The organism is Streptomyces turgidiscabies Car8 (assembly GCF_000331005.1).
GTDB classification, from domain to species: Bacteria; Actinomycetota; Actinomycetes; order Streptomycetales; family Streptomycetaceae; genus Streptomyces; species Streptomyces turgidiscabies.
This window is the reverse complement of record NZ_AEJB01000412.1, coordinates 1-13,343: the sequence shown is the minus strand read 5'-3', so window position 1 is coordinate 13,343 and position 13,343 is coordinate 1. Positions and strand designations below refer to the sequence as shown.

The 13,343-nt window shown below is 72.3% G+C and carries 11 protein-coding genes; 4 read left to right on the top strand and 7 right to left on the bottom strand.

Annotation, left to right across the window (positions count from 1 at the left end; all coding sequences use genetic code 11):
• The first annotated feature begins 207 nt into the window (after nucleotides 1-207).
• Nucleotides 208-1,650 carry an NsdA family TPR-like regulatory protein gene (locus tag STRTUCAR8_RS29975; protein WP_006379877.1) on the top strand — a complete coding sequence of 481 codons (1,443 nt, stop codon included), beginning with the start codon at nucleotides 208-210 and terminating at the stop codon, nucleotides 1,648-1,650.
• A gap of 1 nt (nucleotide 1,651) precedes the next feature.
• On the opposite strand, the gene STRTUCAR8_RS29970 is transcribed toward STRTUCAR8_RS29975, so the two are convergent.
• Nucleotides 1,652-3,100: an NAD(P)/FAD-dependent oxidoreductase gene (locus STRTUCAR8_RS29970; RefSeq protein WP_006379876.1), complete on the bottom strand. Its 1,449-nt coding sequence runs from the start codon at nucleotides 3,098-3,100 to the stop codon at nucleotides 1,652-1,654.
• A 234-nt stretch (nucleotides 3,101-3,334) separates the two neighbouring features.
• The gene (locus tag STRTUCAR8_RS29965) at nucleotides 3,335-4,234 is read right to left on the bottom strand and encodes a TIGR01777 family oxidoreductase (protein WP_006379870.1); all 900 of its coding nucleotides are present in this window, start codon (nucleotides 4,232-4,234) and stop codon (nucleotides 3,335-3,337) included.
• 62 nt (nucleotides 4,235-4,296) lie between these two features.
• On the opposite strand from STRTUCAR8_RS29965, the gene STRTUCAR8_RS29960 reads away from it, so the two are divergent.
• Nucleotides 4,297-4,899 (top strand): GNAT family N-acetyltransferase, encoded by a 603-nt coding sequence (locus STRTUCAR8_RS29960; protein ID WP_006379871.1) that lies wholly within the window; start codon nucleotides 4,297-4,299, stop codon nucleotides 4,897-4,899.
• On the opposite strand, the gene STRTUCAR8_RS29955 is transcribed toward STRTUCAR8_RS29960, so the two are convergent.
• Complete coding sequence (locus STRTUCAR8_RS29955) at nucleotides 4,900-6,084, bottom strand: MarP family serine protease (protein WP_006379874.1); 1,185 nt, start codon at nucleotides 6,082-6,084, stop codon at nucleotides 4,900-4,902.
• Nucleotides 6,085-6,325: 241 nt separating this feature from the next.
• Here STRTUCAR8_RS29955 and STRTUCAR8_RS29950 point away from each other — a divergent pair, with 241 nt between their 5' ends.
• Together STRTUCAR8_RS29950 and STRTUCAR8_RS51930 are read left to right on the top strand one after the other, a co-directional pair.
• Complete coding sequence (locus tag STRTUCAR8_RS29950) at nucleotides 6,326-7,129, top strand: peptidoglycan recognition protein family protein (RefSeq protein ID WP_044473145.1); 804 nt, start codon at nucleotides 6,326-6,328, stop codon at nucleotides 7,127-7,129.
• 138 nt (nucleotides 7,130-7,267) lie between these two features.
• Entirely contained in the window at nucleotides 7,268-7,555 is a 288-nt protein-coding gene (locus STRTUCAR8_RS51930) for a hypothetical protein (protein WP_234372758.1), read from the top strand.
• A gap of 49 nt (nucleotides 7,556-7,604) precedes the next feature.
• Here the strand turns inward: STRTUCAR8_RS51930 and STRTUCAR8_RS29940 are convergent, their stop codons facing one another.
• From STRTUCAR8_RS29940 to STRTUCAR8_RS29925, 4 genes are all read right to left on the bottom strand, one after another.
• Complete coding sequence (locus tag STRTUCAR8_RS29940; protein ID WP_044473143.1) at nucleotides 7,605-8,129, bottom strand: DUF4240 domain-containing protein; 525 nt, start codon at nucleotides 8,127-8,129, stop codon at nucleotides 7,605-7,607.
• Nucleotides 8,130-8,211: 82 nt separating this feature from the next.
• Nucleotides 8,212-9,318 (bottom strand): helix-turn-helix transcriptional regulator, encoded by a 1,107-nt coding sequence (locus STRTUCAR8_RS29935; RefSeq protein ID WP_006379867.1) that lies wholly within the window; start codon nucleotides 9,316-9,318, stop codon nucleotides 8,212-8,214.
• 237 nt (nucleotides 9,319-9,555) lie between these two features.
• Nucleotides 9,556-12,258 carry a pyruvate dehydrogenase (acetyl-transferring), homodimeric type gene (aceE, locus tag STRTUCAR8_RS29930; protein WP_006379875.1) on the bottom strand — a complete coding sequence of 901 codons (2,703 nt, stop codon included), beginning with the start codon at nucleotides 12,256-12,258 and terminating at the stop codon, nucleotides 9,556-9,558.
• A 278-nt stretch (nucleotides 12,259-12,536) separates the two neighbouring features.
• A complete protein-coding gene (locus STRTUCAR8_RS29925; RefSeq protein WP_006379868.1) occupies nucleotides 12,537-13,160 on the bottom strand; it encodes a GntR family transcriptional regulator in 624 nt (207 codons plus the stop codon).
• Between the last annotated feature and the right edge of the window lie 183 nt (nucleotides 13,161-13,343).

Genomic DNA, 13,343 nt, shown 5'->3' with positions numbered 1-13,343 from the left:
GCGCGTAACGCGCCCGAACCACTGTACGTCCGGCCGTTGCCCGTCACTCCGACGCCCGATTCTCACACGATCGGATGAATGTGCGGCGGAATGTGCGATCAGCCGCTTACGCTCCGCTACATTCGCGCCGTTCACGAGGCCAAAAAGGGCTGCTCACCAGGAATCCGGGCACATCAGAGGGCCCGAAGGCAGGAGACCGCACCGCAGATGACGGAACGACCCGCGCAGCGCACTCCCAATCGACAGCTCGCCGCGCTCATCGCAGAAGCGGGATTCTCCAATGCCGGTCTGGCCCGCCGGGTGGACCAGCTCGGTCTCGAACACGGCCTTGATCTCAGATACGACAAGACATCGGTGACCCGCTGGCTGCGCGGACAGCAGCCCCGCGGCACCACCCCCGCCCTCATCGCCGAGGTGTTCACCCGGCGCCTCGGGCGACGCCTCACCGCCCAGGACCTCGGGCTCGACGCCTGCGCGCCCGTCTACGCGGGGCTGGAGTTCGCGGCCAGCCCCGAGGAGGCCGTCGACATCGTCAGCGGGCTGTGGCGCAAGGACTCCGGCAGCCACGCCGAGCTGCGCAAGATCGCCTTCACCCCGGCCGGGCTCGTCGTGCCCAGCCGGGACTGGCTGATCGGGCGCCCCGACGACCGGGTCGGACGAGGCGACCAGCCCGTCGTACGGGTGCCCGTGCAGGGGCGGTCCGGCGTGCCCCGGCAGCGCGGGCAGGCGGCCGAGCGCGGACCCGGGCAGAAGGTCACCGGAGGCGACATCTCCGCGCTCCGCTCGGTCGGCGAGCTGTTCCGCACCCTCGACGACGCCTACGGGGGCGGCCACGCCCGCCAGGCCCTCGTCCGCTACCTGGAACACGAGACCGAGCCCATGCTGCGCGGCACCTACGGCGAACAGACGGGCCGTCGGCTGTTCGCCGCCGCCTCCGACCTCACCCGGCTCGCGGGCTGGACGTCGTACGACATCGCCGCGCACGGCCTCGCCCAGCGCTACTTCGTCCAGGCGCTCAGGCTCGCGCAGGCGGCCGGTGACCGGGCGTACGGCTCGTACGTCCTGGCCACCATGAGCCGTCAGGCCGTCTACCTCGGGCACGGGCGGGAGGCCGTGCAGCTCGCGCGGGTGGCCCAGCAGGGTGTCGGCACCACCGCGCCGCCCGTCGTGCAGTCGCTGCTGCACGCGTGCGAGGCGCGCGCCCACGGGGTGCTGGGCGAGGTCCGGGCCTGCACCGCCTCACTCGTCCGGGCCGAACGGGCGCTCGAAGCGGCCCGGCCCGGCGACGAAGTCCCGCACTGGGCACGCTTCTTCGACGAGGCCCAGCTCGCCGACGAGTTCGGGCACTGCCATCGCGATCTCCAGCAGTTCCGCGCCGCCGTCCAGCACGCGGAGCGCTCGCTCCAGTTGCGCGCCCCCGCCTTCGCCCGCAGCCGCCTCTTCTGCCGGGTCGTGCTCGCCTCGGCCCGGCTGGGCCTCGGCGAGCTCGACCAGGCGTGCCTGCTGGGCGCGGAGGCGGCGGGCGCGGCGGCGGAGATGCGCTCGGTGCGGGCGACCGAGTACGTACGGGACTTCGAGCGGCGCTTGGAGCCCTACAAGGACGCGGCACCGGTCAGGGGGTATCGAGACAAGGTCGCCGCCCTCGGCTGACTCACGCGGCTGCCGCCTCGTCCTCCGTCGGCTCGGTCTCCGGGGACTCCGCTGCTGGCGCTGCCGTTCGCAGTGGCTCCGCCACGTGCATCGGGCCCGCGCCCAGGTCCGTCAGGACCGCGGCCGCGGCCCGGTGCCCGGAGTGCAGGGCGCCCTGGACGGTGCTCGTGTCCCGGTGGTCGCCGCACACGTACAGGCCCGCCAGCAACCGCACCGGGCGGCGCAGATCGTGCGGCGGGCGCATCGCGGGTACCGCCTCGGCGGTGTGGTGCACGGCGAGTGTCTCCCAGCGCGTGGTCGACATGCCGTAGAGGCGGGACAGATGGGCTCGTACGGCCCTGTCCACGTCCTGCGGCGGGGCGCCCAGCACCGTCGACGAGATCAGCGGGCGGCCGGCGGGGGAGCGGGACGGGTCCACGCGGCTGACCACCGCCGTGTGCGCGACCGGGCCTCCGCGGTCCGCGTCCAGCAGCAGGGACGCGCCGGTCGCGGGCGCCTCGTCGGCCGTGTGGTGGACGACGGTCACCGGGTGGAAGCCGGGGACGCGCAGGCCGGGCAGCAGACCGGCGGCGGTGCGCGCGTCGGTCGCCACCAGTACGGCCCGGCAGCGCAGTTCGCCGTGGTCGGCGGTGGTCACGAGGTTCGTGGCGATGGACGTGACCCGGACCCCGGTGTGCACGGTGCCGGGCGGCAGCGCTCGCGACAGCAGCTCCGGCAGGGTCTCCGCACCGCCCTCCGGCACACACAGCCGGCCGCTCGCGAACGCCCGCAGCGCGAGATCCGCGCACCGGCTCGACGTGGACAGCTCGGGGTCGCAGAGCAGCGCGGCGAGCAGCGGACGCAGAAAGCCCTCGACCGTGCGGGCGGGCAGACCGCGGTTGGCCAGGGCGTGGGCCGCCGGCAACTCGGGTCGGGCCAGCAGTCGTTGCAGGGGGACCCCGGCGAGCCGGCTCAGCGCGGCCCCCAACCGGGCCTGATCGACCGCTCCGCCGACCGCGCCGCCCACCGCCCCGCCGAACTGTGCGCCGGTGCGCGCCCCCGCCGATGCCGTCAGCCGGGGAGAACCCGCCGCCCGCGCCGGCCTCGGGGCGCTCGCCAGGGCGCGCACAGTGCCGAGCGCGCCCCGTGCGCCCCCTCCGCCCAGTGGAGCCCCCGCGCGATGCCGGCGTCCGTCGCTGTGCACCAGGACACCGGGTGCGAACGGACGCAGGACGAGAGTGTCGAGGCCGGGGGTCAGCCGCAGTTCGGGATACGACGTGGACAACAGCTGCCCGATGCGGTCGAGGCGGAAACCGTCGACCTTCTCGGTCGCCATCCGGCCGCCGACGTAAGGGGCGGCCTCCAGGACCGCGGTCGTTACTCCTGCGCTGGTCAGCCGATGAGCCGCCGCGAGTCCGGCGACCCCGGCTCCCACGATGACGACGTCCGCCTGGTACGCGGGCTCAAGCACGTGCCCTCCCTCGATCGCGGTGACGCGGCCGGCCAGGGCACCGTTGCCCCAACAGGCTTACGGGATAAGCGAGTTCGGATCTCTGGACCGTTCTAATCGCTTGGATTGTTCGGATCGAGAGTAGGGCGGCTCAGGGCAGGCGGAAGTCGCGCATGAACAGGGCACGGTCGCACAGCGGTCGCATGCGGTCGCACTCGGTCATCCGGGAGGTGGGTCAGGGGCGCGGGGGAGGGGTCAGGCCTGCGCGGCCCGGATCGCGTCGTCGATCTCCGGGAACGCGAACGTGAACCCGGACTCCAGCAGCCGCTTGGGCAGCACCCGGGCGCTGCCGAGCACGTCCCCGGACATCTCGCCCAGCGCCAGTTTCAAAGCGGGCGCGGGTACCGTGAAGAGCGTCGGCCGGCGCAGCACACGCCCCATCGCCGCGGTGATCTCCCGGTTGGTGAGCGGCCGCGGCGCCGTCAGGTTGAACGGGCCGGACAGTCCGTCGGTGTCGATGAGATGCCGGATCGCCGCCACCTCGTCCCGCAGCGCGATGAACGACCAGTACTGGGAGCCGTCGCCCATCCGCCCGCCCAGGCCCGCCTTGAACAGGGGGAACAGCTTGCCCCAGGCACCGCCGCCGCTCGCCACCACCAGCCCGGTCCGTACGAAGGCCGTCCGTACGCCCGCCTCCTGGGCGGCGCCCGCGGCCTCCTCCCACTCCACGCACACCGACGGCAGGAAGCCGTCCCCCGCAGGGGCGTCCTCGTCCACGGTCCGGTCGCCGGTCTCCCCGTAGTAGCCCATCGCGCTGCCGTTCACGAAGACCCGCGGCGGCTCGTCCATCGAGGCGACGACCTCGGCGAGTGTCGCCGTGCCCAGGACACGGCTGTCGCGGATCGTCCGCTTGTACGAGTCCGTCCAGCGCCGGCTGCCGACCCCCGCCCCGGCCAGGTTCACCACCGCGGTGCAGCCCGCCAGCCCGGCCGCGTCGATCGTCTGCCGTTCGGGGTCCCAGCGGACCTCGCCCTTCGTCCGGGGCGCGTGCCGTACCAGGCGGACGACTTCGTGCCCGTCGGCGGTCAGGGACCGCACCAGGGCCGTACCGATGAGACCGGACGCACCGGCCACCGCGATTCGCGAGCGTTCCATGCCCCCATCCTGCGCCACCGTCCCCGGGCCCGTTGTCGTACCCCCGCCCTAGAGTGACACCCATGCCGCCCGAGCCACAGCAACCGCAGCAACCGCATCAGCCGTACGACGCTCACGAGGGCCAGGAGAGCCAGACGGGCCAGCAGGGACAGGCGGGCCAGGAGCGTCCTGCGGGCCCTGGGCCGTTCGTGCGCGCCGCCCGGCCCGAGGACGACGAGGCACTGGGCAGACTCGACCGCGCCACCTGGTCGACCCTGCACGCCGTCACACCCAGGCCCAGGCCGCCGTACACGCCGTTCTTCCGCGAGAACTCCGACGCGGGCGACCACCTGGTCGCCGTGACCGGGGACGGCCGGGTCGTGGGCTACGTCAGGCTCGCCCGGCCCACTCCGCTCGCCTCGAACGCGCACGTCCTGCAGATCCAGGGGCTCGCCGTCTCCGACGAGGCGCGCGGCACGGGCGTGGGCCGGCTGCTGATCCGGGGCGCCATGGCCGAGGCCCGCCGCCGGGGCGCCCTGCGCCTCTCGCTGCGCGTCCTCGGGCACAACGAACCGGCGCGCAGGCTGTACGAGTCGGAGGGCTTCGTCGTCGAGGGCGTTCAGCCCCGGGAGTTCCTGCTGGACGGCGAGTTCGTGGACGACGTACTCATGGGCCGGTCGCTGTAGTCAGGACGTGACCAGGTCGCCCGTGTCCACCGCCGTCGTCGAGGCGGTCGCCCGTTCGGCGTCCTCGCGGACCTCGTCCACCGTCAGGACGTAGCCCGTCTCGTCGTCGGACGTGGAGCGGGCGAAGACGACGCCGAACACCTTGCCGTCGGTGGTGAGGAGCGGGCCGCCGGAGTTGCCGGGGCGCACGGTCGAGCGGATCGAGTAGATCTCGCGGGTCACCGTCTCGCTGTTGTAGATGTTCTGGCCCCTCGCCCGCACCTTGTCGGCGACCGTGGCGGCCTGCAGATTCAGGTCGCCGTCCTGCGGATAGCCCGCGACCACCGCCGAGTCGCCCCGCTTCGCGCTGTCGTCGAAGCGCAGGACGGGCGCGCGCAGATCCGGGACGTACAGCACGGCCACGTCCTTCTCGGGGTCGAAGAGCACCACCGTCGCCTTGTGCGCCGTCCCGACACCGCCGACCCGGACGGTCGGCTCGTCGATGCCCGCCACCACGTGGGCGTTGGTCATCACATGCCGGGACGAGAACACGAAACCGCTGCCCTCGCGGCCCTGGGTGCCCGCGGCGCCCTCGATCTTGACCGTGCTCAGCTTGGCCGCGTTCGTCGCGCTGGCCGTGACGCTGTCCCCGGTGGGCTTGGCGACACTCGTCGCCGGTTCGTTCTCGAAGGGGTTGAAGACCTGCGGGAAGCCCGCCTGGGTGAGCGCGGACGTGGCTCGCGAGAACCAGGTCGGGGTGGTCTCCGGCATCGCGTCCTGCACCGTGCCGAGCAGCGCCGAGTCCCGGATCGCCGTCGTGACCAGCGGTGACGAGGACGCGCCCAGGACACTGGCGGCCACCCAGGACACCAGCAGCACGGCGACCGCGTTGGCCACGGCCCCACCGACCCCGTCGGCGACCCGCAGCGGCCCCCGGTCCAGTTCGTGGCGCAGTTTCAGCGCGAGCCTGCCCATCAGCTCATGGCCCACCACGGCCGGCACCAGCACCGTGAGCACGGCCGTCACCGTCGCCGCGGGTGTCCCCGCCGTCACCAGCTCCATGATCCACGGCAGCACCCACACGCCGATGACGGCGCCTCCCACGAAGCCTGCCAGGGAGACGCAGCCGGCCACCAGGCCGCGCCGGTAACCGGACGCGGCATAGCCGAGGATCACCAGCAACAGCAGGACGTCGAGCAGGTCCACTCCGGCCGCCTTCCTTCTGGACCCTTCGGTCCCCCGTACGCGCGGTACACGCCGTTCACATGCGGTAGTACGCGCGGGACGGGCCCGGTGATCAGTCGCCGATCAGTCCCCTGCGCCCATCCGGCGCCTGGACCTGTAAAAACGTCCCGGACCGGGACGTTGGTTCCACCAAGTGGCACACCACACATCGCGGGCGGAACGGAACGCATCCACAGTGGGGCCCATGGGGTCCCTGCGGTCCATGGGAGGCTCGCGGGTCCGCCGTGTGCGCGTGCCGCGCGCCGTCCGCGTGGTGCTCGTCTGTCTGCCCGGCATCGCCGCCGGCGTCGGACTGGTCCTGTGCGCGGCCGGCGACAACCGCACGACCCCGGCCCCACGTCAGGCCCGCCCCGCCGCGACCCGCTCCGCCCCGGTCCACCCGGCCCTCGCCCACCTCGCCGCCAAGCCGCGCATCGTTCCCCGTACCGCCTGGATCGGGGACGCCGAGGGCGATCAGCCACCGCCGCGCTACGACGACCGGGTCGTGGCCGTCTTCGTCCACCACACCGACTCGCCCAACGGCTACGACTGCGCCGACGCGCCCCGCCTGATCCGCTACGTGTACACGGGCCAGACCGGTTCCCGCGACTGGGACGACATCGGCTACAACTTCGTCGTCGACCGCTGCGGCACCATCTACGAGGGCCGCGCGGGCGGTGTCGACCGCCCCGTCACGGGCGCCCACACCCAGGGCTTCAACCATCGCACCGCCGGTGTCGCCGCCCTCGGCACCTTCACGGCGGGCGTGCCCGTGCCGCAGGCCATGACCGACGCGATCGCCGCCCTCACCGCCTGGAAACTGGGCCTCTCGGACACCGACCCGCGCGGCACCGCCCGCCTGGTCTCCAGCAACTCCCTCAGCCGCTTCGCCTCCGGCACCACAGTCACTCTGCCCGCCCTCGCCGGCCACAACTCCGGCTACATGACGAGCTGCCCCGGCGCCGCCCTCACGGCCCGCCTCCCGGCGATCAGGAAGGCGGCGGCACGTCTGCAGGGCCGCCGCTGAGCCGCCCCGGCTCACACGCGGGCCGGGTGCAGGTTCAGTAGCTTCCGAGGTGCTCACAGGTACGACACAGCGCACTCAGGGATGCGCCCCAACTCCCCGTCCTACCTTCGTCGTACGCACTGACCGGAGGTGGGGACCATGAGCAGCAGCAGTCGTACGAACCCGCTGGGGACGACCGAACAGACCGGGCGGACCGAACAGGTCCACGGCAGGAGGGCTTCCGGCGGCTGGACAGGGGCCGCACGGAATCCATGGGCCGTGCTCTGCGCGGTGGCGACGGTCGTCCTGGGCCCGGCGGCGGTCACGGCATCCGCCCTCGACCAGGCCAACCGGGCTCCGCTGCACCACCACGCCGTACGGGCCGACCCCACGCAGCAGGCGTACATCCCCTCGGACCTGACCCGCCGCCGCAGCTCGGGGGTATGAGGCGCGGCGGTCAGAGGGGGGCGGGCCGCGACAGGCCTACTACGGGCTGTCAGGCGCCCTTGAACCGCTGCCACAGCTTGGGATACCGGTCGGCGAGCGCCCCCTCGTCCTCCAGGGCGAGCGGCGTGCCCTCGGGTTCGGCGGGCGCGGGCGGAATACCCAGATCCGGGGTGACGGTGCCGGTGAGCTGCTCGTACGCCTCGTCGGCCGCGTAGCCCAACTCCTCCCCGTCCCCGTCGATCTCCGCGTCGAAGTCGTCCAGGAGATCGGCGAGCGAGTCCGGGTCGCCGTGCAGGGCCCCCTCGAAGACCTCACGGCCCTGGCCGATCAGCCAGCACCGGAAGAAATCGAAGGCCTCGTCGTCGGCCACGTCGAGCAGCACCCGGGCGGCGCCCCACAGGTCCCAACGGTAGGCGCGGTTGTAACGGGCCTCGAAATGCCGGGCGAAGTCGAGCACCGAGTCCGGGTCGAGCTGGAGCAACCGCTCGACCAGCAGATCGGCCTGATCCTCGGGGTCACCCTCGGCGGCCTCACGGGTCGCGTCCACCAGCTTCCAGAACTCCGTCTCGTCCATCACGGGTCCAGCATCGGGCCTCAGGGGGAGGGACGCACGTGGAGATGCGCGGAATGTGATGGGGTGTACAGGCCCGAGGGCCTCAGGCCCCTCCGGGCGCCGCGGGGTCCGAGGGTCCCAAGGGGGCCTGCGGCGGGGAGGAGTACAGCGCCCCCAGCCGCTGCGCGTCCCGCGCGAACCGTGCCCGGAGTCCGGCCGGCGCCAGCACCTCCGCCTCAGGACCGAGCGTCGCCAGCTGCGTATGGGCGACCTCCGCCGACTCCACGGCGAGCGTCACGGTGACCCGGCCCCGCTCGTCGGGGGCGCCGCCGGCCGACAGCGCGTCCCGGGCGGACACGGGGTCGACGACGTACCCCAGTCTGCGCACCCCCTCCGCCGAGAGCCGTACGACGACCTCGGTGCGCAGGATCGACCGCGCGAACTGCTCCGCCCGCTCCTCCCAGAACGCGGGCAGGTCGAAACCGGGGTCGCGGGTGAAGCGTTTCCCGGCGGCGTGGCCGGTGGCGTGGTCCGGGGGCTGGTCGGGGAGCTGGACGGAGGTGAAGCGGTCGACGCGGTAGACGCGGAAGGGTCCGGGAGGCCCGGGGTTCCCGGGGTTCTCCGCGTGAGCGTCGCTCCGGGTGACGCGGGCGCACAGATACCAGACGCCCGCCTTGAGGACGAGCCCGTAGGGCTCCAACGTGCGCTCCACGTCGGTCTCGCCGGGGCCGCGCCGGTAGCGGGCCAGGATCGGACGGTCATCCCACACGGCGTCCGCGACAGCGGGCAGCGACTCGGGGACGGTGGGCTCGCTGAACCAGGCGGGCGCGTCCAGGTGGAACCGCTGGGCGGCTGTCCGGGGGGCGTCGCGGAGGGAGGGCAGCAGAGCGGCGGACACCTTGAGGCGGGCCGCGGAGGCGGTGTCCTCCAGTCCCATCTCGCGCAGGGCGCCGGGCACTCCGCTCAGGAACAGCGCCTCCGCCTCGCCGCGGGCCAGGCCGGTGAGCCGGGTGCGGTATCCGCCGATCAGCCGGTACCCGCCGGCCCGCCCCCGGTCGGCGTACACGGGTACGCCTGCCTCGGACAGTGCCTGGGCGTCGCGGGTGACGGTGCGCTCGGAGACTTCCAGTTCCCGGGCCAGCTCGGCGGCGGTCATGGATTGCGTGGACTGGAGCAGCAGCACCATTTTGATGAGGCGGGCAGCGCGCATGGGTTGATGATGCCCCCCAGACCCCCGCTACCGGCCCTGAACGGGCCTTGTCCTGAAACGCCGGGGCCTGGGCTGGACAGAGGTGGTGAACGGGTGGGTGGGTGGGAAAGCAGGCGTGAGCTGGAGCAGCCTCGACCTGAAGCCCCGGCCGGGATGGCGGGTGCCGGACGCCGGCGAGTAGTTCGACGGTGCCCGGCAGGCGGACTGGAAACGGACGGGTGGGTGGGCGAACCCCCCTTACAACCCGTACCGCTCCCGCGCCTCCTTCACCGCCGCAGCCCCGACTTCCCCCCGCCGAGCCAACTGCGCCAACGCCGCCACGACGATCGACTCCGCGTCGACCCCGAAGTACCGCCGCGCCGCGTCCCTCGTGTCCGACAGTCCGAATCCGTCCGCGCCCAGCGACGAGTAGTCCTGCTCGACCCACTGAGCGATCTGGTCCGGCACCTGACGCATGTAGTCGGACACCGCCAGCACGGGCCCCTCGGCCCCCTGCAGCGCCTGCCGCAGGTACGGCACCCGCTCCTCGCCCCGCAGCAGCGCCGCGTCCGCGTCCAGCGCGTCCCGCCGCAGCTCGGTCCAGGAGGTCGCCGACCACACGTCGGCCGCCACACCCCACTCCTCGGCGAGCAGCCGCTGCGCGTCCAGGGCCCAGTGGATGGCCGTACCGGAACCGAGCAGCTGGATACGCGGCGCGTTGGCGGCCGGTGAGAGCCCCGCCGACTCGGCCGTGTTGAAGCGGTACAGCCCCTTGACGATCGCGTCGTCGAGCCCGGGGGCCGACGGCTTCGCGGGCTGCGGGATCGGCTCGTTGTAGACGGTCAGGTAGTAGAAGACGTTCGGGTCCTCGCCGGGCGCCGACTCGCCGTACATCCGGCGCAGACCGTCACGGACGATCACCGCCACCTCGTACGCGAAGGCCGGGTCGTACGACAGCGCGGCCGGGTTCGTCGCCGCGATCACCGGCGAGTGGCCGTCCGCGTGCTGGAGGCCCTCGCCCGTCAGCGTCGTACGGCCGGCCGTCGCGCCGACCAGGAAGCCGCGGCCGAGCTGGTCGCCGAGCTGCCACATCTGGTCGGCGGTGCGCTGCCAGCCGAACATCGAGTAGAAGATGTAGAAGGGGATCATCGGCTCGCCGTGCGTCGAGTACGACGTCGACGCGGCGATGAAGTCCGCCATGGAACCGGCCTCGGTGATCCCCTCGTTGAGGATCTGGCCGTCCTTGGCTTCCTTGTAGTACATCAGCTGGTCGCGGTCGACCGGCTCGTACGTCTGGCCCTTGGGGGAGTAGATCCCGAGGGACGGGAACAGCGACTCCATACCGAAGGTGCGTGCCTCGTCGGGCACGATCGGCACCCAGCGCCGGCCCGTCTCCTTGTCGCGGACCAGGTCCTTGACCAGGCGTACGAAGGCCATCGTCGTCGCCACGTTCTGCGAGCCGGAGCCCTTGTCGAACGAGGTGAACGTCTTCTCCGCCGGGGCGGGGAGGGGCGCGAGGGCCTGCGTGCGACGGGCCGGGGCGGGGCCGCCGAGGGCCGCGCGGCGCTCCTGGAGGTAGCGGACCTCGGGGGAGTCGGCGCCGGGGTGGCCGTAGGGGACGACTCCGTCGACGAACTGCGCGTCGGAGATGGGGAGTTCGAGCAGGTCACGCATCTGCTTGAACTCGTCCACCGTCAGCTTCTTCATCTGGTGGTTGGCGTTCTTCGACGCGAAGCCCTCGCCCAGGGTGAAGCCCTTGACCGTCTGGGCCAGGATGACCGTCGGAGCGCCCTTGTGCGCGAGCGCCGCCTTGTAGGCCGCGTACACCTTGCGGGACTCGTGACCGCCGCGCGAGCGGTGGAAGCAGTCCAGGATCTTGTCGTCGCTCAGCAGTTTCGCCATCTCGGCGAGCGCCGGGTCCTTGCCGAAGAAGTCGGCGCGGATGTAGGCGGCGTCGCGCGTCTGGTACGTCTGCACCTGGGCGTCCGGTACCTCGCGCAGCCTGCGTACGAGCGCGCCCGTGGTGTCGAGCTGGAACAGCTCGTCCCACGCCGTGCCCCAGAGGGTCTTGACGACGTTCCAGCCCGCGCCGCGGAACTGGGCCTCCAGCTCCTGCACGATCTTGAAGTTCGCGCGGACCGGCCCGTCGAGGCGCTGCAGGTTGCAGTTGATGACGAACGTCAGGTTGTCCAGGCCCTCGCGGGAGGCGAGCGCGAGTGCGGCCGTCGACTCGGGCTCGTCCATCTCGCCGTCGCCGAGGAACGCCCACACGTGGGACGCGGAGACGTCCTTGATGCTGCGGTTGGTGAGGTATCGGTTGAAGCGTGCCTGGTAGATCGCCGACAGCGGGCCGAGGCCCATCGACACCGTCGGGAACTCCCACAGCCAGGGCAGCCGGCGCGGGTGCGGGTAGGACGGGAGACCGTTGCCGCCCGACTCCTGCCGGAACTTGTCGAGGTGCGCCTCGGTCAGCCGGCCGTCGAGGAACGCGCGGGCGTAGATGCCGGGGGAGGCGTGGCCCTGGATGTACAGCTGGTCACCTGAGCCGTCCCCCTCCTTGCCTCTGAAGAAGTGGTTGAAGCCGGTCTCGTACAGCCAGGCTGCCGAGGCGAAGGTGGCGATGTGGCCGCCGACGCCGTGTTTGCTGCCCCGGGTCACCATGGCCGCCGCGTTCCAGCGGTTCCAGGCGGCGATCCGGTGCTCCATCGCCTCGTCGCCGTCCACCGAGGGCTCGGCGGCGGTCGGGATGGTGTTGACGTAGTCCGTCTCCAGGAGCTTGGGCAGCGCGATGCCGTTGCCCTCGGCGCGCTCCAGTGTGCGGCGCATCAGATACGCGGCACGGTGCGGCCCGGCCGCCTTGGTGACCGCGTCCAGGGAGGCCTGCCATTCGGCGGTCTCCTCGGGGTCGCGGTCGGGGAGCTGGTCGAGCGCGCTCGGCTGGATGGCCTTGGGGTCGGTCATGTCGCCGCCTTCCTCAGTCGAAGGGGGTTCCCTCGTCGGTAAGGGTTCGGGGGTGCCCTTGGTCTTTGGCAGGACAGGGCTGTGAACCCTTGTAGGGGTCCGTCGGCGACTCTAACTCGCTGATCGATGATCGATCAAAGGGTTGAAGGGGAAAACCTCTTGATCACGAGAAAGTAGGCACGGGGTGCCTTTCGGGCGGGCACGGGGTGCCTCACACTCGGGCGTTTTCGCAGGTGAGCGGGCGCGGGTGTGAAGTGGACCCGATCGGCTCGGCTGCGTCAGGCCCGGGGCGCGCAACCCAGCACATGGGCCTTCACCAGCTCGGCGATCCGTGGGTCCCGGCGGCGGAACGCGGCGACCAGCTCCTCGTGCTCCTCCGCGTACGACTGCTGCACCGTCCCCAGCCAGCGGATCGACAGGGCCGTGAACACCTCGATGCCCAGCCCCTCCCAGGTGTGCAGCAGCACCGAGTTCCCGGCCGCGCGCACCATCTCGCGGTGGAAACCCACGGTGTGCCGGACCTGGCCGGTTCCGTCCGCGGCGCGGTCGGCCTCGTACAGGGCGGCGACATGCGGTTCGAGGGCCGAGCAGTCGTCCGCGAGCTTCTCCGCCGCCAGCTCCGCCGCGATGGCCTCGAGACCGGCCCGGACCGGGTAGCTCTCCTCCAGGTCGGCGGCGGTCAGATTCCGTACGCGTACGCCCTTGTTGGGGGCCGACTCGATCAGCCGCAGCGACTCCAGCTCGCGCAGCGCCTCCCGTACGGGGGTCTGGCTGACCTCCAGCTCGGTCGCGATCCGGCGCTCGACGATCCGCTCGCCCGGCTTCCAGCGCCCGCTGACGATCCCCTCCACGATGTGCTCGCGGATCTGCTCGCGCAGCGAGTGGACGACGGGCGCGGTCATGAGGGCTCCTTGAGGGAGGGGCTTCGGCCCCAGGGGCGGTGACCTGTAGACAATACGGCCGCGTCCCTGTCCAGAGGCCTTCCGGGCGCGAGTGCGGACGTACGTGAGACGAGAGTTACAGACCGGACCGGGCGCACGCCACAGCGCCCGACGGTTGTCTCTCCACGACGGTGCCGGTACGAC